Origin of the sequence: Rahnella sp. RcJ3, assembly GCF_009498575.1 — a bacterium.
Taxonomy (GTDB): Bacteria; Pseudomonadota; Gammaproteobacteria; order Enterobacterales; family Enterobacteriaceae; genus Rahnella; species Rahnella aceris.
The window spans coordinates 69,831-89,157 of the sequence record NZ_QSNX01000003.1; the positions used below are offsets into that span (position 1 = coordinate 69,831).

The window sequence follows — 19,327 nt, forward strand, 5'->3', positions numbered from 1 at the left end:
TGACCTGCACGGTGTAGTTTAAGGGATCCGCTTAGCAAACGGAAAACATCCCACGTTAAGCCTCACAAATTCATCACCATGCCAATAGCAGCGAGATTCTGGATAAGTTTTACTTTATATATCGTCCTCTCAGCCAGAACCTTTCAGGTTCAAAACTGTATTTAATCGAAATTTTATGTAAGCTGACATACTCATGTACTAGTCAGGTGGATTGAAGATGAATTTTTTGTCAATTGAAGATGTTAGAAATCGAATCGATCAGATTGATCGCGAACTGGTTAAGATGATCGCGCAACGCAGCGAATGTGTTAAAGCTGCAGCAGCTTTCAAAATTGACCACTCAGCCGTTCGCGCGCCTGACCGCGTCCAACAGGTCATCGACAAGGTATGTCAACAGGCCACTGAAGCAGGACTTCCCGAAGTGATTATCGAAAAGGTCTACCGGACAATGATCGGTGCGTTTATCGATTATGAACTCGAGCAACACGACCAGCTCCGACAGGAAAAACGCTGACATCATGCGCCAACATACCATTCAACTTCTCCCCCTTACTGTAGCGGGTATCGAGGCGGTAAACGCCAACAGCGATATCTCTTTTGGGCGGCATACTCACGACCAGTTCGGCATTGGTTTGATGGACAGCGGCGGGCAAAAATCCCTGTATACCGGTGTGGCTTACCTGCTGTTTATGGCGTGGCAAACGCTACGGGATAAGACACTTTTATCTGCTGACTGCCCCGGTTTGGCGTTATCTCATCGCGCCTTGATACAGCAGGCTGTGGTTGCCAATCTTCTTAATCCCAAGCTTTCGCTATTTTTCCTGGCATTTCTTCCGCAGTTTATCGCCGCCAGCGATGTACACCCCACACAGAGCATGTTGATTCTTTCTGCAATTTTTGCGGCCATGACTTTTGCTGTGTTTTCTCTGTATGGCATTTTTGCTTCGGCTGTTAGTCATAGTGTATTAGGAAATCACAGGGTGATGACCGGCATTCGTTGGGGTGTAGCGCTGGCCTTTACTGCAGTTGGGATTCGACTGGCGATGGCCGTGCAATAATAAATATTCGTATTAGATAGCACTGGAAAAAAGTGTGCTTATAAGAGCTATTGGATGTCCGAATTTGGCACTAACCGGCCCGCTACGTTGGAAACGTCGGCTCTGAGCGAAGAGCTGACGCTACTCCTGGAAATAAATACTTATTAGCCATAAACATGAACAAATAAAAAAGCATCTGCTATAAATATCAGCATGCATTGTGTTTTGAAATCAATGAAGGTGAATGAGATGGCTGATGAAAACATGCTCATTACTGATAGTAATGAGCTTGAGCAACTTTACGGTGCGGTAGCAAAGCCTTCTTTAACAAAGGTGACAGACCATATTCATCCTGCCTACCGCCCCTTTATTGAAGCATCAACATTTGTGGCGCTTGCAACATCGGGACCTGATGGTCTGGATGTATCGCCAAGAGGTGATCCTGCAGGCTTCATTTACATCGAGGATGCTAAAACTCTATTTTTGCCTGACCGCCGGGGTAATAACCGCATTGATAGTCTACGCAATATATTAAATGACAATCGGGTTGCGCTTCTCTTTTTAATACCCGGCATTGGCGAAACTTTGCGTATAAGTGGCACAGCTGAAATACGTAAAGACCCGGCTTTGCTGGATAAATTCGCAATCAATAATCAATCCCCTAAAACGGTATTGCGCATTTCAGTGGAAAGCGTTTTTTTCCAGTGTAGCAGAGCGATCATTCGCTCAAAACTCTGGGATCCTGCCGCACAAATTGACAGGCAGGCTCTGCCCAGCACAGGAAGTATCCTGAGTATGATCTCACAGTCAGAAATTGATGGTTTGGCTTACGACGAGGCCTTGCCGGAGCGATTGAAAAACACACTTTACTGATTGTAATGTTGGGCGACTAAATAACATCAGCATCGATATGCCGAAGTAGCCAACAATCCCCTGATATCCCGGAGAAACGCAGGGAATGCGAACCTGGATTGACAATCCTTAACCCTCAGGCAATCTTTCATCTGATAGATGAACCCTGTGAACTTCAGAATTGAATTAATTTTTTCAGCCCTGCTTGCCGGGCAGAGCAGTGACTTTTTGCCCCTGCGCAACAGCAGAACAGCTCAGAGCCAACAAAAGTGATAAAGAAATCCCGGCTTTCATAAACGACCCTCTCTTTTCGGCTGCATTAAATTTTGCGCCACTATTGCTGATAAGGCGCGTTAACCGCGCCACCCTCACAATCCATTTTCATCGCACTCAGCTCCCTGGTTGATTCGCAAGGGTGAGAGTCGTGGCGCTTGTTCAGGCAACGGCGGTACGATGCCATCAACAACATGAGGAACATACGGTGCTTCCAGCGCTGCAATTTCTTCTGCCGATAATGTCAGGTTAAGTGCTTCCACGGCGGTGGACAGGTGCTCCGCTTTAGTGGCACCGATTATAGGTGCGGTAATCACAGATTTTGACAGCAACCATGCAAGTGCAACATGTGCACGAGGAACGCCCCGCCCGGTGGCCACCTGCGCCACAACCTCAACCACTTTCCGGTCCTGCTGCGCGGCATTTTCATACATTTTCAGCGCAAAGACGTCGTTCTGCGTTCGGGTGGTGGTTTCACTCGAGTCGCGGGTTAACCTGCCGCGCGCCATCGGGCTCCAGGGAATAACACCCACGCCCTGATCCTCACAAAGCGGCAGCATTTCCCGCTCTTCTTCCCGGTACAGTAAATTGTATTGCGGTTGCATAGAGACAAAGCGCGTCCAGCCGTTACGCTCAGCGACATGCTGCATCTTTGCAAAACGCCAGGCTTCCATTGAGGATGCACCGATATAGCGAACTTTCCCGGCTTTCACCAAATCGTGAAGTGCTTCCATGGTTTCTTCAACAGGTGTGCCGTGATCAAAACGGTGAATCTGATACAGATCCACATAATCCATACCCAACCGGGTCAGGCTGTCATCGATAGACTGAAACAGCGATTTTCGCGAGAGAAAACCGGTATTGGGTGAGTTACGCCATGGGAAAAATGCCTTAGTAGCGACGACAATTTCATCCCGGTACGCCATATCGCGTAGCGCCCGACCGACAATTTCTTCTGAGCTTCCACCTGAATAAATATTAGCCGTATCAAAAAAATTAATTCCCGCCTCAAGTGCCTGGCGAATCAACGGTCGCGAAGCACTTTCATCAAGCGACCACGGCTGAGGAAGGCGTTCCGGTTCGCCGTAACTCATGCATCCCAGACACAGTCGTGAGACTTTCAGGCCACTGCGCCCCAGGTTTACATACTGCATAATCATCTCCCTGCCACGTTATTTAATGAAAATTGCGACGTCTGTTATTGCCAGTTGCCCACCATTTTCGGGATGAATTCACGAATCTCATATTCAGCGAGATTGGGGTGATAGGCGTCTTCGCTCAGAATAGCGTCCAGCTCTTCCCGGCTTTCAGTCTGAGCAATAATCACCCCTGCTCTTTCGCGATCGGAATAGGGACCGATGAGAACAAACTTGCCTGCATTGAAATACTGCTGAAACCAACTGACATGGCGTGTGAAAAGCGCCTCATGCTGAACAGCCGTGATATCGCCATTCACCGTAATATTGATGAGATACATTTTCCCTCTTCTCCTTTACACAGCCATTTTTAAAGCAAGGGTAGTTTCTTTAATCGCGGTAATCAGACGCGCGGCATGAACTTTTGCCAGTGTTTTCTGTTCCAGGACTTTAGCTTCATCACGCCCTGCATAGCTGATGCCAAAGGTGTAAACCGGATCCTGCCAATCCAGATTGCACAGCAGTGCTGTGGTTTCAAACGGTGTGATGTATTGCTGAATGTCGTGACCGAACAAACCTTCAGGGGAATACAGGCCCTCTGGTGCTCCGGCGGTAAAGGAAATGATCAGCTTTTTGCCACCCAGTTTTGCGGTTGAGCCATGGGCGAAACCATGAACAAAAACCTGATCAATCCATAACTTCATTAAGCCCGGCACTGAATACCAGGAAAAAGGAAACTGCCAGACAATCACATCGGCGTTGAGTAAGGCTTCCTGTTCCTGTGCCACGTTGATGTGGTAGTCAGGATAAAGAGTATCAAGAAAGCGAATTTTGGCCCCGGGCAACGCTTTTGCGACTTCATCCAGGATAGTGGCGTTACCAATGGATTCACTAAGATTCGGATGACCTGAAATAATCAGTACATTTTGCATTTTTGGCTTCTTTAACAGGGGTTTGTTTTACTGTAAGTGAGTATAACCAACCCTGATTCTGTTTTTTAGAGCAGTAATAGCTCATACACTCTTAGCCAATAGCTAATAATCTAACTTTGTTTCCTCTGCTGGATGTCGCCATGAACAATGTCATTTACAACCAAATCCGTATTTTCCAGAGCATCGCCCGTGAAGGCAGCATCACTGCTGCGGCCAGGAAACTTGAGATAACGCCACCTTCGGTCAGCAAAGCGCTAAAACTGCTTGAGCAGCATATTGGTCACCCGCTTTTTGTGCGCACCACCCGGCGCATTGAGCTGACGGATGCCGGGGAACAATTGTTGCAACAGACATCGCGGGCTGTGGCGTCACTGGAAAGTGCGGTGGAAAGCATCAAAGACCTGAATCAGGAACCCTCCGGGCTGGTCAGAATTACGCTGTCACGCTTTGCCTACCTGCTTATCCTGAAGCCCTTTATGGCAGAGTTTTGCCAGAGCTACCCCGGAATACAGCTTGAGATATCCGTTTATGACGGAACAGTAAACATGGTTGATGAACGTTTTGATTTGGGCATTCGTTTTGGCGATATCCTTGAAGAGAGTGTTGTGGCCCGCCCGTTGATGAAACCGTTTCGTGAAGGTTTGTATGCTTCTGCAGCCTATCTCGCGGAACACGGTACGCCCAAACTGCCAGCGGACTTGCATCAGCATCAACTCATCGGCTACCGCTTTATTACCAATAACCGCCTCCTCCCTCTGATGCTGGAAGATAAAGGTCAGCAATTAACCGTTGAGATGCCAGGGCAGCTCATCAGCAATGATATTGATGTCATGGCAGATGGCATACGCAGCGGTCTTGGAATTGGCAGATTGTTTGAGCCGGTGTATGAATTGCAACACGATAAAGAGCAGTTTATCCCGGTGATGATGCCTTACTGGAAAACCTATCCACCGGTTTATCTCTACTACTTAAAAAACACCGGCAAGGCAAAACGAGTCAAAGCGCTGATTGATTTTTTAATGATGAAAACCAAAAAATAGCTGACGACATAACCTGTTAAAGGTCCACATCCGTTTGAAGCGCTAAACAGCGCTACAGGTATATCGCTGCGTGCGCCGTAGCCGTTAAGGTCAGGAGCAATAACTGGCCGACCACCCGGAGGTCTGTGAAATTTCGGATCCCTCAAAGTACCGGTTAAGCCGTTGATAAATATGACAGGTGCGATGTTACCTCAGTCTTTTGGTGGTTTTGACAGGATAAGAATTCAAATTTAGTTTATTTATTAGCCAGCTCATGGCAAAAGTGATCCAGTCAAAGGAGCCAAATTTAAGAAGCCCGCTTAGGAAACTCAGCGGGCTTCTTGCTTTTCATGCTCCGGTACTATGCCTTTATGGCTTTGATGCAATCAGTGAGTGTGAAATTTCCGAAGACAGCCACAGATTCCATGCATTAGCATTTAGGTAACTTTATGATTTTTCCATACCATTTCTGAGAAACCCGCTAAGGACCAGACTGCATTTGTTTAACATCAGATATTGAAAACAGTACGGCAACGGCTGTCATCTTCATTCCAGGCATCATTCACTTCGCTTAATGGCCGAATACGAAATGGGACTGAGAAATCACTCAAAGCAGCAGCTTGTAATAGTTCACCAACCGAAGCGACCAGTTCAGCATCAGATACGCTGCCAAGTCCGCTCCCCATCAGGGTCAGTCCTGATGAGCGTAGTAATTTGCTATGTAATGATATTTCTTGTCCACTTAATGAGCCGATCTGCACAAAACGCACCAGTCTGGCACCTCCGGCAGCGGCAGACTTCATAATATCAAGCGCACTCTCCCCCCAGAGATAATCCAAAACGACATCAACACCCTGTTCCATGAGTGCCGGGAGTTCATGCGATAATTCATCCAGCGTAAGCGTGATATCAGCCCCCTGAGTACGGAGTTTCGCCAGGACTTCAGTATTACGCCCAGTCGCGATGATTTTCCCCGCGCCCAGGTGACGAGCGATACGCACCGCCAGACCGCCGGAGGTGCCTGTCGCGCCATTGATGAGAACAGTTTCCCCTTTTCGCAGCTGCGCCCTGCGCGTTAATGCTGTCCAGGATGACATTCCGGGATTACCAATGGCGGCTGCCATTGAGAGATCAAGTGTTGCCGGGAGCGGCACAATACTTTTAGGCGTAACCAGGGTCATCTCAGCCATACTGCCAAAAGGGGAGCTCAATGCGAAAAAAAAGACCGGGTCTCCGTTAGTCAGATAACCTGCGCCATCAATTCCGGGTATAAACGGATATTCCATTGCTGAACTGTAGTGTGTTCCCGCGGCCCGCGACTTGGCCAGTTGACTGATTGCAGCGGCTTTAACGTTGACCACTATATGCTGCTCATCTCCCTGAGGGTCCATGAAATCACCGTAAATCGGCGTTTCGCCTTTGCCATTAACAAGTGCTGCTTTCATTAAGTTCACCTTTAGCTCAAGAAATATATGTGTACAATGCACACATTATTCCCACTCCCGGATGCCGTCAATGAAAAGAGTGCAAAATACACATAAACCCGATTATTTTGATGATTTACATGATACGTTGCTGGCTATCGTCGGTGCTTTCAATCGGCCGCAACGTGATGAAATAATGATAAAAAACTCCGGTATTAATATTGACCGTGCATTATTTCCACTGCTGGTCCTGATAGGCCGCTTTGGCCCTATAGGTGTAGGAGAACTCGCTGATCGGGTGGGGCGGGATTATACGACGGTAAGCCGTCAGGTAACTAAACTCGGGCAAATGGGCCTAACCCATCGACAGAGAAATGTTAAAGATAAGCGAATTAACGAAGCGGTCGTTACGCCTGAAGGAAAAATGATGACCGATAAAATCGATCACACGCGAGCACTCATTTATAACGACATCTTCAATAGCTGGCCGGACAATGACCGCGTCGAATTCGAAAGATTATTGAAAAACTTCGTTCATGATTTTAATGCATTGGAACCCATTAAGTCCGTTTGATCCGGACTTATGAATATGCAGGCGAAGTGCGCAATAAACTTAGCCTGCACGTAAACAGCCGTACATGGCAGGGTCCGCTAGTCTACAGCTCCACGCTCCTACCCTCCTCCCAAGGCCTTGTAAAGGGTAATAAGACTGTTTTGCTGCGAAAGTCTGCTCTGAATCAGAGACTGTTGCGCAGAGAATAATGTCCGCTGCGCATCCAGCACATTCAGGTAGTCCGTCGCACCGTTAGCATAGCGATGGCTCATCACCATTCCCAACCCTACCGTGATGTGTTGAGCATGTCTGACTCATTCAAAGGCACTTGCGCTGAACGCCTGCGTCAGCGGCTTCTCTTTGCCTTTGAGAAAATATCAAAGGACAAAAAAATCCAGCAAATGCTGCGCTTGTCTTTGACTGAGGGTGTACGTCTTCCGGAAATTGTTGATCGTCATTATGACGAATTCGTAGAGCCTCTGGCAGGAGCAATAGGCAGCTTAATCTGAAATATGCTGCCCGGTGCTTTGTCAGGGGATAATGCGTGCCGCTCTCAGTTGCGTGAACAGGCTGAAAAACATTTCGTGGGTGGCCTGCATACGGGTAAAGCCTGCCCGGCGCAGCTTGCTGCCATCACCAAACATGTCGTAATCCCAACCAAACACAAAATCTGCAAAACTCCCGTCGTTCAGCTGTAAAATGTCAGTTTCCATCAACCGCTGCCCGGCAAGTTCACGCCATGTCGTGCGGTAGTCCTTAAACAACTGATGAAATGACAGCCGGACCGGCGGTGCGTATTCCAGCTCAAACCAGCGCGCGATATGCGGCCAGAGCTCGCTCCAGCGCCAGATGTCACCGTTATTCACGTTGAAAGCCTGGTTCTCTGCCGCAGGCGAGGTTGCAGCCCACAATGTCGCCTCTGCCAGCAACCCGGCGTCAGTATGATCAACGATGCTATGCCAGGTTTGTTCTGAACCGGGAAAGCGGAGAGGTAAATCCTGAGCCTTACACAGCGACGCATACAGTGCGATGCTCATTGCAAGATTCATGGCATTGCCGGGCACCGCGCTGCCAACCACACCCGGCCTGATTGCATTCCAGTGCCACGTTTTCCCACGCTGAAAATGGCTGAGCCATGTGAGCTGAGCCGCGTTAAATTCTGCGCCGGGTATGGCGGGATCGCTTTCACGCGCCGGGGTTTTGAACGGTCCAAGATGTGCGCCATAAACTTTGTATCCTTGCATCAGGCTTACAATCTGGAGGGGTGCCGTTTTCTCAATGTTACTGACCAGATTGCGCAACATGGTGACGTTCGGTTCAACCATTTCTGTCCAGTTCGCGGCGTTCACCCAGGCGCTGTAAAAAATATGGGTGATGCGGCTGAGTGGTTGCAGTGCCTGCGCGCTGTTTTGCGCATCCAGTAAATCGACGTTTACAACCTGAATATTATCAGGGTGAGATAATGCATTGCGGCTCAGCCCGATAACCTCCCACTCATTTTGCAGAAGTGTTTTGACAAGCTGGCTGCCGACAATACCGCTGGCGCCGGCGACCAGCGCGACCTTTTGTTGCTGCGTCTTATTCATGGTGTTTCTCCAGAGAAGGTGACAGATACAGTGTGATATATTATTTTTTTCACACATATCCCATGAAACTGATGGCACTTATAAGCAGAATCATTAAATGAATAATAAGCTCAATGCCATTGCCACCTTTCTGCGCGTAGCACAAGCAGGCTCTTTTTCTGCAGCCGCCCGCCAGAGCGGTATGAAGCAATCTGCGGTCAGTCAGCAGATTGCCGCACTTGAGGAGGAGCTCGGTGTGGTATTGCTGCATCGTACAACGCGTGTGATGGCGCTTACTGAGCAGGGAGAAAGTTACCGGCGTGATATGCAGCTTTTGCTGGAGGCCATGCGGGAAGCAGAAAGGCGTCTGAACCCTGCCGATCACCACTGGCATGGCAGGGTTCATGTGCAATTGCCGAGCGGGCTGGGCCAGCTCTTTTTACCCCATCTGCTGACGCTTCAGAAAATGAACTCAGGATTGCACCTTACGCTTTCACTTGATGACCGCATCGCCGATCTTGTCACTGAAGGGGTGGATGTCGCGCTGCGCTTGACCCATGAGCCTCCGCAAACGCATGCGGCGCGCGTGCTGGCACGTATTGAAACGGCGCTTTTTGCCGCCCCCTGTTTTAAACCGGTTCATTCTGTGAGTGAGCTGGCGGCACATCCACATGTGCGATTCAGCGGCATCGCGCCGGAGGCACCACTACGGTTAGTTTCTGATAGTGAAACTATCGACATCAAAGTTAATACCGTGTTCCGGGCTAATACCAGTGAAGCGCTGTTACAGGCGATAGAGTCAGGCATGGGTATCGGTGGCATGCAGCTACCGCTCGCGGCCAGGGCTTTGCAAGCCGGTACGCTGGTTCCGGTATTACCCGCCTACAGGTTAGCTGATCGCTTCCTCTATGCGGTCTACCCGGACGCCCGCTTTATCCCGCAGAGGGTCAGAAGCATTATCACTGTAATCGAACAATTACTGCCTGAGATGACGGGGCCTTTACGCATTCTATAATGCTTTTTTCATAAAAATACGGCTCGTGCCTTCCGGTTGACAGTCAATACGCCCAACCCCTTCCCTCCCATCAACATGAACTCCCCCACAAACGCCGGCTTCAATTCAGAGAGTGGAAGACCCTCACTGTGGGTAACGCGCTGATTGACGCATTTATTGACCGGGGCTCATGCGATCTGGCAAAGGAATTTGCGTTCCCTTTAACCTGGCTCATAGACATGGTGATGGCGGGACTGCGCGCGGGGGCACCGCTACGCTCTGTTTCTCAATAGACGACGGCAAAGCGTGCATGCAGAAACTTCCTGCGATATCAATATCGTTGTATTACTGTCTGCTGAACTCTACCTCTATTTTATCTGTATCCCCCATCGCGGGGAGTGTCCCGGGATTTACAACGTTCCCGATGGGGGTGTAGCGATATGAAGAGTCAAATGAGGCATAGAATAAAACCAACGTTTGCGTTCCGTACAACATGAGATCACCGGCATGAAGGGTCCCCGGCTGCACCGGGCTGGAAGGCAAGCTATGAGGCAGTTCGGCAAATTTCTCGTTACCATTTAACTCAGTCATTTCGAGTTGCAGAGGTAACATATTAACAAAGGATTTAGCCGCCGGATTGTCGTGAATTCTGACTTCAAATGGTTGGCCATTAATGATCATTCTCGCCTTCATGACGTTATCCTTACGCAGTGTGGTGTCGGCATGGCTTGCAAAAGCGCACACCCAAAGCAGGCTCGTGAGTAAATATTTCACATGACCTCCGGAAGAGCAGCCACACCCGGCAGGATGTGGCTTTGGCGTTTAACTGAGGTGAGTTTTAAAGAATGACGCCAGCTTGGCGAAAGGGATCAAATCGGTACGGTCATACAAATCGACATGGCCAGCACCCGGGACGATATACAACTCTTTCGGCTGTCCGGCACGTTTGTAGGCATCTTCGCTGAATTCCTTCGAATGCGCCTGGTCGCCGGTGATGAAAAGCATCGGGCGCGGAGAAATCGTTTCGATATCATTGAACGGATAGAAGTTCATAAACTTCCCTATGCTGCTCAGCATCGGTTTTGTTGTCAGCTCTTCTTTCTCGCCCTGTGGCGTATAACCCCCCCGTGATGTGCGATAGAAATCGAAGAATTCCCGCTGAACCGCAGAGGTTGAATCATCGAGCTTGTTCACGGTTCCGGGAATATAGGCAATATCGCCGCCTTTAAACTCGACCAGCCGTTGTTCTGTAGCCGACTTAATAAACGCTTTGCGCTGTTCAGGCGTCACGGAATGATTAAGACCATGACGGAACACAGACCCCATGTCATACATGCTGACGGTGGCAATGGCCTTCATTCTCGGGTCAATTTTGGCTGCACTGATAACGAAGCTGCCGCTACCACAGATACCCAGTGCACCAATTCTCTGCGGATCAACATAAGGCTGAGTGCTGAGATAATCGACTGCAGCACTAAAGTCATCCGCATAGATTTCAGGGGAAATCAGATGACCGGGTTTGCCGTCACTCTCCCCCCAGAAGGAAAGATCAATCGCCAGCGTCACGAACCCTTGTTCCGCCAGTTTCTGGGCATACAAATTTGAGCTTTGTTCTTTCACCGCCCCCATCGGATGACCAATGACAATAGCGGGATGCTGCACGTTTTGCTTCATCCCTTTCGGTATAAACAAATTACCGACGACTTTCATTTGATACTGGTTTTTAAAGGTCACTTTTTGCCGGGTGACCCTATCGCTTTGGTAAAAGTTATCTGCTCCGTTAGACATATCGGCTCCTGTCGCAGCAAATGAGCTGATTAACAGCCCTAACAGCAGGGTAAATACTTTCATTGATGAATCCTCAGTGGGTTGGATGGATATCTTTACGTGACGTTAATAAAGCCAGGGCAGCCGCGATGACGAGTAAAATGACACTGATGAGAAAAGTGCTTTGATAACCACTATGGTCAAAGGCAAAACCCCCGAGAGTGGAGCCCATAGCGATTGACAGTTGCACGATGGCGACCATAAGACCTCCGCCCGCCTCCGCATCTTCCGGCAGGGTTCTGGCAATCCATGTCCACCATCCGGTGGGGGCCGCCGTGGCGATTAATCCCCACAACCCCAGCAACGGCGCAACGATCCATACACTGTTTCCAAAAGCGATCAGCGCCCCGGCGATTGCAGCCATCAGCAAGGGAATGGTGATAAGTGTGGGATAAAAGGCGGTCTTCAAAAACGTGCCAATCACCAGGGTGCCGATAAAGCCTGCCATACCGATGGTCAGCAAAATGAGCGACAGCGTGGTGATATTTACCTGCGTGACTGTCTCGAGGAACGGGCGCAAATAGGTGAATAAGGAAAACTGCCCCATAAAGAACAATCCGCAGGCGGTAAGGCCAGCGGCCACAAGCGGGTTAGCAAAAAGACGAAAAACATTGGCAGTCCTCTTATCGGCTTTCTCCGTGGTCATTGCAGGCAGGCTGAACCACTGCCATATAAAGGCAATGACCGCCACCGGAACGATGCAAAAGAACGCCCCGCGCCAGCCGATGACAGACCCGAGATAACTCCCCAGCGGAGCGGCTATAACGGTTGCCAGCGCGTTACCGCCGTTAAAAATAGCCAGTGCACGGGGAACCCGATGCGCCGGAACCAGGCGAATAGCCGTAGCGGCAGAAAGTGACCAGAATCCTCCGATCGCGATACCAATTAATGCGCGGCCCACCATGTAAATCAGATAACCGGGTGCCAGCGCGATAATTGCACCGGAAACGGCCATCAGCAACGTCATGCTCAGCAGCAATACCTTGCGGTTGAGTGTTCCGGCCAGAGCAGAAATGGAGAGACTGGTCAGTACCGCAAACAGACCGGAAATCGCGATCCCCTGCCCCACGCGTCCCTCACTGACACCTAAATCGGCTGATATCGGCGTCAGCAAGCTCACAGGCATAAATTCCGAAGCGATGAGCGCAAAGACGCATAACGTCATCGCGAAAACCCCGCTCCAGTAAGCGTGCTCTTTTTGACGTTTTGTATGACTCGGCAATGCGGACATAAATAGTAATTCCCAATAATCCAGGGTTATTTGCACACACGCTGAACGCTATTCGCAGAAATAACGTAAAAAATAAAACGTGAAATAAAGATGAAAAAATAAGAGCGTTAATCTTCCCTCGCGGAATAAGCTCTTGTTGAAAATTTTACACGCGGTGTGCATCATTACTAGCTAATGGATACTGAATGGGCTTATAAGCATTACTTATTAATAAGGCGGGAAGAACTTTATGAAACGCAACCTGAACGATCTTCTTTATTTTATTACGGTTGCCCGTGAAAGCAGCTTCACCCGCGCCGCTGCCAAGCTGGGCGTCACCCAATCCGCACTGAGCCAGGCGATTTCGGCACTTGAAGAGGATATGCAAATTCGCCTGCTGACGCGTACAACCCGTAGCGTATCGCCGACCTCTGCCGGAGAACGGTTGCTACTGACCATAGGCGATCATGTTGATGGCATACTCGCCGAGTTAGACATGCTGACTGAGATGCGTGATAAACCCGCAGGAACTGTTCGCATCACCTGCGGCCCCCATGTTCTGAAAACCATACTGTTGCCCAAATTATCGCCTCTGCTGAAACACTATCCGGATATCCGACTGGAGTTTGATGCTAACCACGGTTTTCGCAACATCGTCGCCGACAGGTTTGACGCGGGCGTCCGTCTGGGTGACACCATCGATAAGGATATGATAGCGATACCGATTAGCCCGAAGTTGCAAATGGCTGCGGTCGCATCGCCTGAGTATTTTGCTACCCATACGATGCCGCAGACGCCACACGACCTTCTCCAGCACAACTGCATTAATATGCGGCAAGCGACGTCAGGGGGACTTTACGTCTGGGAGTTCGACAATGAAGAAGGCCCGGTAAATGTCCGGGTTACCGGGCAACTGACGTTTAATACGACAGCACACATGGTGGACGCGGCATTAGCCGGGCTTGGCATTGCTTTTCTGCCGGAAGAAGAGTTTGAATCACATATTGAGGAGGGGCGCCTGATACGCGTGCTTGAACCGTGGTGCCAGCCATTTCCCGGCTATTACCTGTATTATCCCAGCCGTAAGCAACCCTCACCCGCATTTTCACTGGTCGCTGATGCCTTACGCCACAAGGCATAGAAAAGCCCGCGGGCCTTCAGGCAACGATGAGCGAAGAGATGACCAGGTCTTGTTATGTTAGCCAGTGGCAGGCCGACATATTGCGTCTAAATTTCCATGCCCATGATGTGCAACTTACTTATCTGTGATTCCGTTCTGAATTCAGTATCAGTTATGTGTCGCATGCCTGAAGCTTCATAGAATTTACGAGCGCGATCGTTTTTCTCTCTCACCGAAAGCCACAAAAATTTCTTATCTTGCTTTTGCGCAGCTGTAACGATTTCTTTAAATATTTCTTTTCCAAAGTGTTTACCCGTCGCTTCCGGTGCAAGATAAAGCCGGTCAAGCGATACCCCAGAAATAGCCGTTCCCGGAATCGTATTGATCCACGTGAGTTTGGCAAATCCAACCGGTTTATCGTTTTGCGCCAGAAACCAGCAAACTTTTGGATCCCTTAGTCCGTCATTGAGTGCGGACAAAGAGAATTCACTTTCCAGATACGTATTCATTTCGCGCTCTGACAACCACATATGTCTGAAGTGCGCCGGATATATATTGAAAGCCAGGCTGCGCAACAGGCTGGCATCTACCGGGTGGGCGATTCGTGTATTTATATTCATGCAGAAACCTTAAACCAGCAATAAATTGGAATGACTTAACATATCAAACTTACTTTAATAACGGTCGAACTCTTCAGCAAGGGTATTCATCACTGCCCTGACTCTTGCAGTGTGCGACAGATCCTGATGCATAACCAGCCAGACCTCATAAGGGCTTTTACGCGTTCTTTCTGGCCACAGGCGGATAAGTTCCGGGTACATTTTCGCAAGATAATCTGGCAGCTCACCCAGGGCCAGCCCTGCGCGAATAAACGTTGCTAACATCATGCTGGAGTCCAGCTCTGCCACTACGCGCCCTTTATGTCTCGGTTCTCCTGCCAGCAGTCCATCCTGAGAGCGCGTAATGCCTGACTGGTAAAGCGCGATACGGTGCCCGTCAAAGCCTTTGCCGGGTTCTGGTATGCCAAACCTGTCAATATACTTATGCGTCGCAAAAAGTCCCACCTCCCTGGAGGCCAGTTTACGGGTAATCAAATCCGGCTGTTCTGGCCGAATGGTGCGTACCGCTATATCCGCTTCGCGTCGGCCGATATCCAGCAGGCGTGTGGTGGTGGTCAGATTTACCCGAATATTGGGAAAGTTATGCTGTACGCGCTCGATTGCCGGTAAAACAAAATCAATGGCCAGCGAGTCAGTGGCAGTCACATGCACTTCTCCTTCAAGCCGGTCATCATCCCCGGAGCCGCGACGTTCAAAGCTGACCGTCAGGCGCTCAATCTCTTCTGCAAGCGAGAGTATTTTTCGCCCGCCAGCGGTCAGAACCCAGCCCTGACGGCTTTTTAAAAATAGTTTACTCCCCAATAATTTTTCAAGCGTATTGAGTCTGCGGCCTACGGTAGTCTGATCAACTGAAAGCTGCTCAGCCGCGCTGCGTAAAGTACCTGCGCGGTATACCGCCAGGAAAATCCGGACATCATCCCAGTTCATCGTTCCTCATGCTGCATTTTTGCAGGTATTGCCTGCATGATAATGCATTTAAGCAGGATGAAACAGACGTTAAGCTACGCACTTCTTCTGCTGATAACCCTTTTCAACACCGGAAATTTTATGCCTCGACTCTCTTTTATTATTACCGTTGCTATGCTGAGCGCGTTCGGTCTCATCGCGTCCGATATTTATCTTCCGGCGATGCCAGATATGGCACGCGAATTTGCGGTGGATCCATCGCGGATATCTCAGACCATTTCAGCCTATTTACTGGCACTGGCCATATGCCAGCTTTTTTACGGTCCTCTTGCAGATCGCTTTGGACGAAAACCCGTACTGCTCGCTGGCATTGCGATTTACATTGGCGGATCGCTGGGATGTGCAATTGCTGAGAGCTATTCTTCTTTTCTGCTCTTTCGCCTGCTGCAAGGGGCAGGTGCAGCGGCTGGTCTCGTCATTGGTCGCACGCTGATCGCGGATACCTGTAATAAAGCCATTTCTGCCAGGGTCTACTCGGTCATCTATCCACTGGTCTCATTGTCACCTGCAATAGCACCAATGATAGGTGGACATCTCGCCGCCACATTTGGGTGGCATACGGATTTCATTTTCGTCGCCATTTTCGGCATGGCTACCACGCTGATGATCATTTTCATGCGCGAGACGCGACCTGAAAATATCTCTGCTACGGCCTCGCCGTTTTCAGGATTTAGCGTTATTTGCGGCGATACGGGGTTCTGGCGTTATACGCTTATCGTCTGTTGCATCTACAGTGCATGGTTTATTTATCTGACTCAGTCTCCTTTTTTATTTGCGCAGCTCGGGATGAGTGAGGAGGCGCGAGGATGGCTCTATATTCCCTTAACGGCAGGTATTATCGGTGCCAATGTGTTAACGAAACGGCTTTTAAACTTCTGGCAATATGATCGCATTGTTACTGCCGGCATCATGTGTTTTGTGCTGGGTGGTCTGGCTTATGCCACAGTAATGTTTACGGCAGAAAAAGGGATTTTATCTATTTTGCTTCCTATGTGCCTGGTCAGTCTGGCAAACGGCTCCAGCCTTTCACTGGCAATATCCGGGGCAATCAGCAGCGGGCATGGTCATGCCGCCACGGCCTCCGGAATGATTGGTTTTATGCAGATAGGCAGCGCGGCTGTTTTTGCCAACTTCATAAGTGCAGAGTTTGGTTTCAGCCAGCCGGTACTGGGCTCTTCAGTTTTATTGCTGGCTCTCACCGCACTTGTGGCCTGCCGTAAACAGCGTATCCGGCGCCATCATATTCAATCCTCCCGTTGAGCCTCTGACCGGCTGTGAAGGTTGTAATGTTTATTTCTGTCTCGAAATAAGAGTAATTAATCAAAGTTCAAAATAGCGCATTATTTCCACTATTAACGAATTTTTTCAGGCTTAACAAATAACAGGTCATCAACGATGCAATTTTCTTCCCGCAAATACATATCCCGGGGTTTTATATAAATAATGTATAAATAATGGCACAACACTCATTGAGTGCATGCCCTTTTTGATCATGCCAATATTCTCACGACTTCAAACGTCAAACAGTATTAACATCTATTTAATTAAAGGATATTTGCATGACAAATTTAAATTATAAACCGACAATCTGGACACGTGCTGATGCTCTGAAGGTCAACGAAAATGACCCGACCACCACACAGCCTGTTGTTAGCGCCGATTTTCCGGTTATGAGTGATGAAGTATTCATTTGGGATACGATGCCGCTTCGGTCATTAGACGGCACGGTGGTTTCTGTCGACGGATGGTCCGTTATTTTCACGCTGACAGCGCAGCGTAATAACAATAATTCAGAATATCTCGATGCAGACGGAAATTATGATATTACCAGTGACTGGAATAATCGCCACGGGCGCGCCAAAATTTGTTACTGGTATTCCCGTACGGGTAAGGATTGGATTTTTGGTGGCCGTGTAATGGCTGAAGGTGTTTCCCCTACGACCCGCGAATGGGCAGGGACGCCAATTTTGCTCAATGAAGACGGCGAGATTGATCTTTATTATACCTGTGTCACGCCAGGTGCGACCATTGCAAAAGTGAGAGGCAAAGTGCTGACCTCAGAAGAAGGCGTAACACTGGCCGGTTTCAACGAGGTTAAATCATTATTTTCAGCCGACGGCGTGTATTACCAGACTGAAAGCCAGAATCCATACTGGAACTTCAGGGATCCAAGCCCGTTTATCGATCCTCATGACGGTAAACTCTACATGGTGTTTGAAGGTAACGTGGCGGGTGAGCGGGGTTCTCACGTCATTGGCAAACAGGAAATGGGTACCCTTCCGCCGGACCATCGTGATGTGGGCAATGCAAGATACCAGGCGGGCTGTATTGGTATGGCCGTCGCCAAAGATCTTTCAGGAGATGAATGGGAAATTCTCCCTCCTCTGGTCACCGCTGTCGGCGTCAATGATCAAACCGAACGCCCTCATTTTGTCTTCCAGGATGGAAAATATTACCTGTTCACGATCAGTCATAAGTTTACCTATGCGGAGGGTCTGACGGGGCCTGATGGTGTTTACGGTTTCCTGAGTGATCGCCTTACCGGCCCTTATTCTCCGATGAACGGCTCCGGTTTGGTATTAGGTAATCCACCTTCTCAGCCCTTCCAGACTTACTCGCACTGCGTAATGCCCAATGGCATGGTGACATCTTTTATTGATAACGTTCCGACCACCGACGGTAATTATCGTATTGGCGGGACAGAGGCTCCTACCGTAAAAATTGTCCTGACCGGAAACCGTTCATTTGTAGAACGCGTGTTTGATTATGGGTATATCCCGCCGATGAAGAATATTATTTTAAATTAATGAGGTGATCTGCCTTTCCGCATACGCTTTGCGGAAAGGCAGTGCAACTGGATTAAAACGGCACCGGCCTCCCCGCTGACTGAACGATTAAAGATTTATATTGATTCCAAAATCCCTGCCAATACATCTCCCGGCCTTTCAAGCACGGCCAGGTGAGTTCTGGCATTCTCCAAACGTTTCACCTCAAAAAAATCATGCGCCATAGCGAAACGCTGTTGTAAAGCAAGGTATTCGTCGTTTCTGTCGAGGGAATAGATATGGGTAGCCTTCGGTGGATTTTTGAGTTTTTCAAGGCGCTGGAGTGGCGAACCGTATGTCTGATAGGCATCGGCGATCACCTGCCCTGCAAGTCGCCACAACGGGTAGCTGGATTCAGACATTTCGGTTTTGAAATGATGGATCATGGTGGGTGACTCGCTTCCTGCCAGCCAAAATTCGTACAGCTGGTTCCGTGCAGACTGCCAGCGTTCTTCATGCTGCATCTCGTTGATTGAAGTGAAAAACGCCGTTGCAGGATGATTCATGATCCAGTCAAGGAATATCACCGCAGGCACACGTTCTTTCAAACTTTCGGCCAAATCAACCGCTATCCAGCTGGCATGTGCAACGGAAACCGGTACTACGCGGGTCAGACCGAGATGGTCAATGAGTGTCAAAGCGTCTGTTAATAACGCCGCACCGTCAAAATCCTTGCCATCGGTCGATGATTTTCCATGACCACGCCAGTCAATAATGACAACACGGAAAAAAGCAGCGGCCAGTTCAGAGAAGTCCTTGAAGACAGTTTTTGGCTGGCACCAGCCTGGCATAAGGAACAGCGTTGTGTCACCCGTACCGATATCCTGATAATCGATATCGCCATGCTCTGTATGCAAAATAGGCATGTTTTCGCCCCGTAGTGAAGTGAGTGGATAACTAACCTATCCGATCCCTCACCAATTAAACAAGCATTTGCTTGTTTAAATAGCACTAATGTCTTATCTCACGAGAGA

21 protein-coding genes and 1 pseudogene are annotated in these 19,327 nt (G+C 49.2%); 10 read left to right on the forward strand and 12 right to left on the reverse strand.

Annotation, left to right across the window (positions count from 1 at the left end):
• Positions 1-217: 217 nt before the first annotated feature.
• The 3 genes from DXU84_RS05155 to DXU84_RS05165 all read left to right on the forward strand — a co-directional run bounded on the left by DXU84_RS05155 (position 218) and on the right by DXU84_RS05165 (position 1,910).
• Positions 218-514 (forward strand): chorismate mutase, encoded by a 297-nt coding sequence (locus tag DXU84_RS05155; RefSeq protein ID WP_013574966.1) that lies wholly within the window; start codon positions 218-220, stop codon positions 512-514.
• 4 nt (positions 515-518) lie between these two features.
• Complete coding sequence (locus DXU84_RS05160; RefSeq protein ID WP_153375027.1) at positions 519-1,058, forward strand: LysE family translocator; 540 nt, start codon at positions 519-521, stop codon at positions 1,056-1,058.
• Between the two features lie 228 nt (positions 1,059-1,286).
• The gene (locus tag DXU84_RS05165; RefSeq protein ID WP_015689647.1) at positions 1,287-1,910 is read left to right on the forward strand and encodes a pyridoxamine 5'-phosphate oxidase family protein; all 624 of its coding nucleotides are present in this window, start codon (positions 1,287-1,289) and stop codon (positions 1,908-1,910) included.
• A 347-nt stretch (positions 1,911-2,257) separates the two neighbouring features.
• Here the strand turns inward: DXU84_RS05165 and DXU84_RS05170 are convergent, their stop codons facing one another.
• Genes DXU84_RS05170 through DXU84_RS05180 form a run of 3 tightly spaced genes read right to left on the reverse strand, consistent with a single transcriptional unit; the run spans position 2,258 to position 4,230 of the window.
• Entirely contained in the window at positions 2,258-3,316 is a 1,059-nt protein-coding gene (locus tag DXU84_RS05170; protein WP_153375029.1) for an aldo/keto reductase, read from the reverse strand.
• 44 nt (positions 3,317-3,360) lie between these two features.
• A complete protein-coding gene (locus tag DXU84_RS05175) occupies positions 3,361-3,639 on the reverse strand; it encodes a YciI family protein (protein WP_013574961.1) in 279 nt (92 codons plus the stop codon).
• Positions 3,640-3,654: 15 nt separating this feature from the next.
• Positions 3,655-4,230, reverse strand: a complete 576-nt coding sequence (locus DXU84_RS05180; protein WP_153375031.1) for an NAD(P)H-dependent oxidoreductase — start codon at positions 4,228-4,230, stop codon at positions 3,655-3,657.
• Positions 4,231-4,370: 140 nt separating this feature from the next.
• On the opposite strand from DXU84_RS05180, the gene DXU84_RS05185 reads away from it, so the two are divergent.
• Positions 4,371-5,270, forward strand: coding sequence for a LysR family transcriptional regulator (locus tag DXU84_RS05185; protein WP_153375033.1), 900 nt, complete (start codon positions 4,371-4,373; stop codon positions 5,268-5,270).
• A 488-nt stretch (positions 5,271-5,758) separates the two neighbouring features.
• On the opposite strand, the gene DXU84_RS05195 is transcribed toward DXU84_RS05185, so the two are convergent.
• On the reverse strand, positions 5,759-6,694 hold the full coding sequence (locus DXU84_RS05195) for a zinc-binding alcohol dehydrogenase family protein (RefSeq protein WP_013574958.1): 936 nt from the start codon (positions 6,692-6,694) through the stop codon (positions 5,759-5,761).
• Positions 6,695-6,764: 70 nt separating this feature from the next.
• Here DXU84_RS05195 and DXU84_RS05200 point away from each other — a divergent pair, with 70 nt between their 5' ends.
• A complete protein-coding gene (locus DXU84_RS05200) occupies positions 6,765-7,247 on the forward strand; it encodes a MarR family winged helix-turn-helix transcriptional regulator (RefSeq protein WP_013574957.1) in 483 nt (160 codons plus the stop codon).
• A 98-nt stretch (positions 7,248-7,345) separates the two neighbouring features.
• On the opposite strand, the pseudogene DXU84_RS05205 reads toward DXU84_RS05200, so the two are convergent.
• Positions 7,346-7,489: pseudogene (locus DXU84_RS05205) on the reverse strand (TolC family protein); the annotation flags it as partial.
• Between the two features lie 42 nt (positions 7,490-7,531).
• On the opposite strand from DXU84_RS05205, the gene DXU84_RS05210 reads away from it, so the two are divergent.
• Positions 7,532-7,735: a hypothetical protein gene (locus DXU84_RS05210; RefSeq protein WP_015689645.1), complete on the forward strand. Its 204-nt coding sequence runs from the start codon at positions 7,532-7,534 to the stop codon at positions 7,733-7,735.
• 21 nt (positions 7,736-7,756) lie between these two features.
• On the opposite strand, the gene DXU84_RS05215 is transcribed toward DXU84_RS05210, so the two are convergent.
• Positions 7,757-8,812, reverse strand: coding sequence for an SDR family oxidoreductase (locus DXU84_RS05215; RefSeq protein WP_013574956.1), 1,056 nt, complete (start codon positions 8,810-8,812; stop codon positions 7,757-7,759).
• A gap of 97 nt (positions 8,813-8,909) precedes the next feature.
• Between DXU84_RS05215 and DXU84_RS05220 the strand changes: the two genes are divergently transcribed.
• Entirely contained in the window at positions 8,910-9,806 is an 897-nt protein-coding gene (locus DXU84_RS05220) for a LysR family transcriptional regulator (RefSeq protein WP_153375035.1), read from the forward strand.
• Positions 9,807-10,130: 324 nt separating this feature from the next.
• On the opposite strand, the gene DXU84_RS05225 is transcribed toward DXU84_RS05220, so the two are convergent.
• The 3 genes from DXU84_RS05225 to DXU84_RS05235 are packed head-to-tail and all read right to left on the reverse strand — an operon-like array spanning position 10,131 to position 12,843.
• Positions 10,131-10,559 (reverse strand): cyclophilin-like fold protein, encoded by a 429-nt coding sequence (locus tag DXU84_RS05225; protein WP_232829671.1) that lies wholly within the window; start codon positions 10,557-10,559, stop codon positions 10,131-10,133.
• A 48-nt stretch (positions 10,560-10,607) separates the two neighbouring features.
• Positions 10,608-11,636 carry an alpha/beta hydrolase gene (locus DXU84_RS05230; RefSeq protein ID WP_153375037.1) on the reverse strand — a complete coding sequence of 343 codons (1,029 nt, stop codon included), beginning with the start codon at positions 11,634-11,636 and terminating at the stop codon, positions 10,608-10,610.
• 10 nt (positions 11,637-11,646) lie between these two features.
• Positions 11,647-12,843: an MFS transporter gene (locus DXU84_RS05235; protein ID WP_131638788.1), complete on the reverse strand. Its 1,197-nt coding sequence runs from the start codon at positions 12,841-12,843 to the stop codon at positions 11,647-11,649.
• 229 nt (positions 12,844-13,072) lie between these two features.
• Between DXU84_RS05235 and DXU84_RS05240 the strand changes: the two genes are divergently transcribed.
• Entirely contained in the window at positions 13,073-13,963 is an 891-nt protein-coding gene (locus DXU84_RS05240; protein ID WP_037035906.1) for a LysR family transcriptional regulator, read from the forward strand.
• An 86-nt stretch (positions 13,964-14,049) separates the two neighbouring features.
• On the opposite strand, the gene DXU84_RS05245 is transcribed toward DXU84_RS05240, so the two are convergent.
• Positions 14,050-14,562: a GNAT family N-acetyltransferase gene (locus tag DXU84_RS05245; protein ID WP_013574950.1), complete on the reverse strand. Its 513-nt coding sequence runs from the start codon at positions 14,560-14,562 to the stop codon at positions 14,050-14,052.
• A 54-nt stretch (positions 14,563-14,616) separates the two neighbouring features.
• Positions 14,617-15,489 (reverse strand): LysR family transcriptional regulator, encoded by an 873-nt coding sequence (locus DXU84_RS05250; protein WP_037035909.1) that lies wholly within the window; start codon positions 15,487-15,489, stop codon positions 14,617-14,619.
• Positions 15,490-15,525: 36 nt separating this feature from the next.
• On the opposite strand from DXU84_RS05250, the gene DXU84_RS05255 reads away from it, so the two are divergent.
• Both DXU84_RS05255 and sacB read left to right on the forward strand, forming a co-directional pair.
• Positions 15,526-16,788, forward strand: a complete 1,263-nt coding sequence (locus DXU84_RS05255) for a multidrug effflux MFS transporter (protein WP_153375039.1) — start codon at positions 15,526-15,528, stop codon at positions 16,786-16,788.
• A gap of 299 nt (positions 16,789-17,087) precedes the next feature.
• The gene (gene sacB, locus DXU84_RS05260; protein WP_153375041.1) at positions 17,088-18,335 is read left to right on the forward strand and encodes a levansucrase; all 1,248 of its coding nucleotides are present in this window, start codon (positions 17,088-17,090) and stop codon (positions 18,333-18,335) included.
• Positions 18,336-18,430: 95 nt separating this feature from the next.
• Here sacB and DXU84_RS05265 read toward each other — a convergent pair whose 3' ends face one another.
• On the reverse strand, positions 18,431-19,219 hold the full coding sequence (locus DXU84_RS05265; RefSeq protein ID WP_121019465.1) for an alpha/beta fold hydrolase: 789 nt from the start codon (positions 19,217-19,219) through the stop codon (positions 18,431-18,433).
• Positions 19,220-19,327 lie beyond the last annotated feature (108 nt).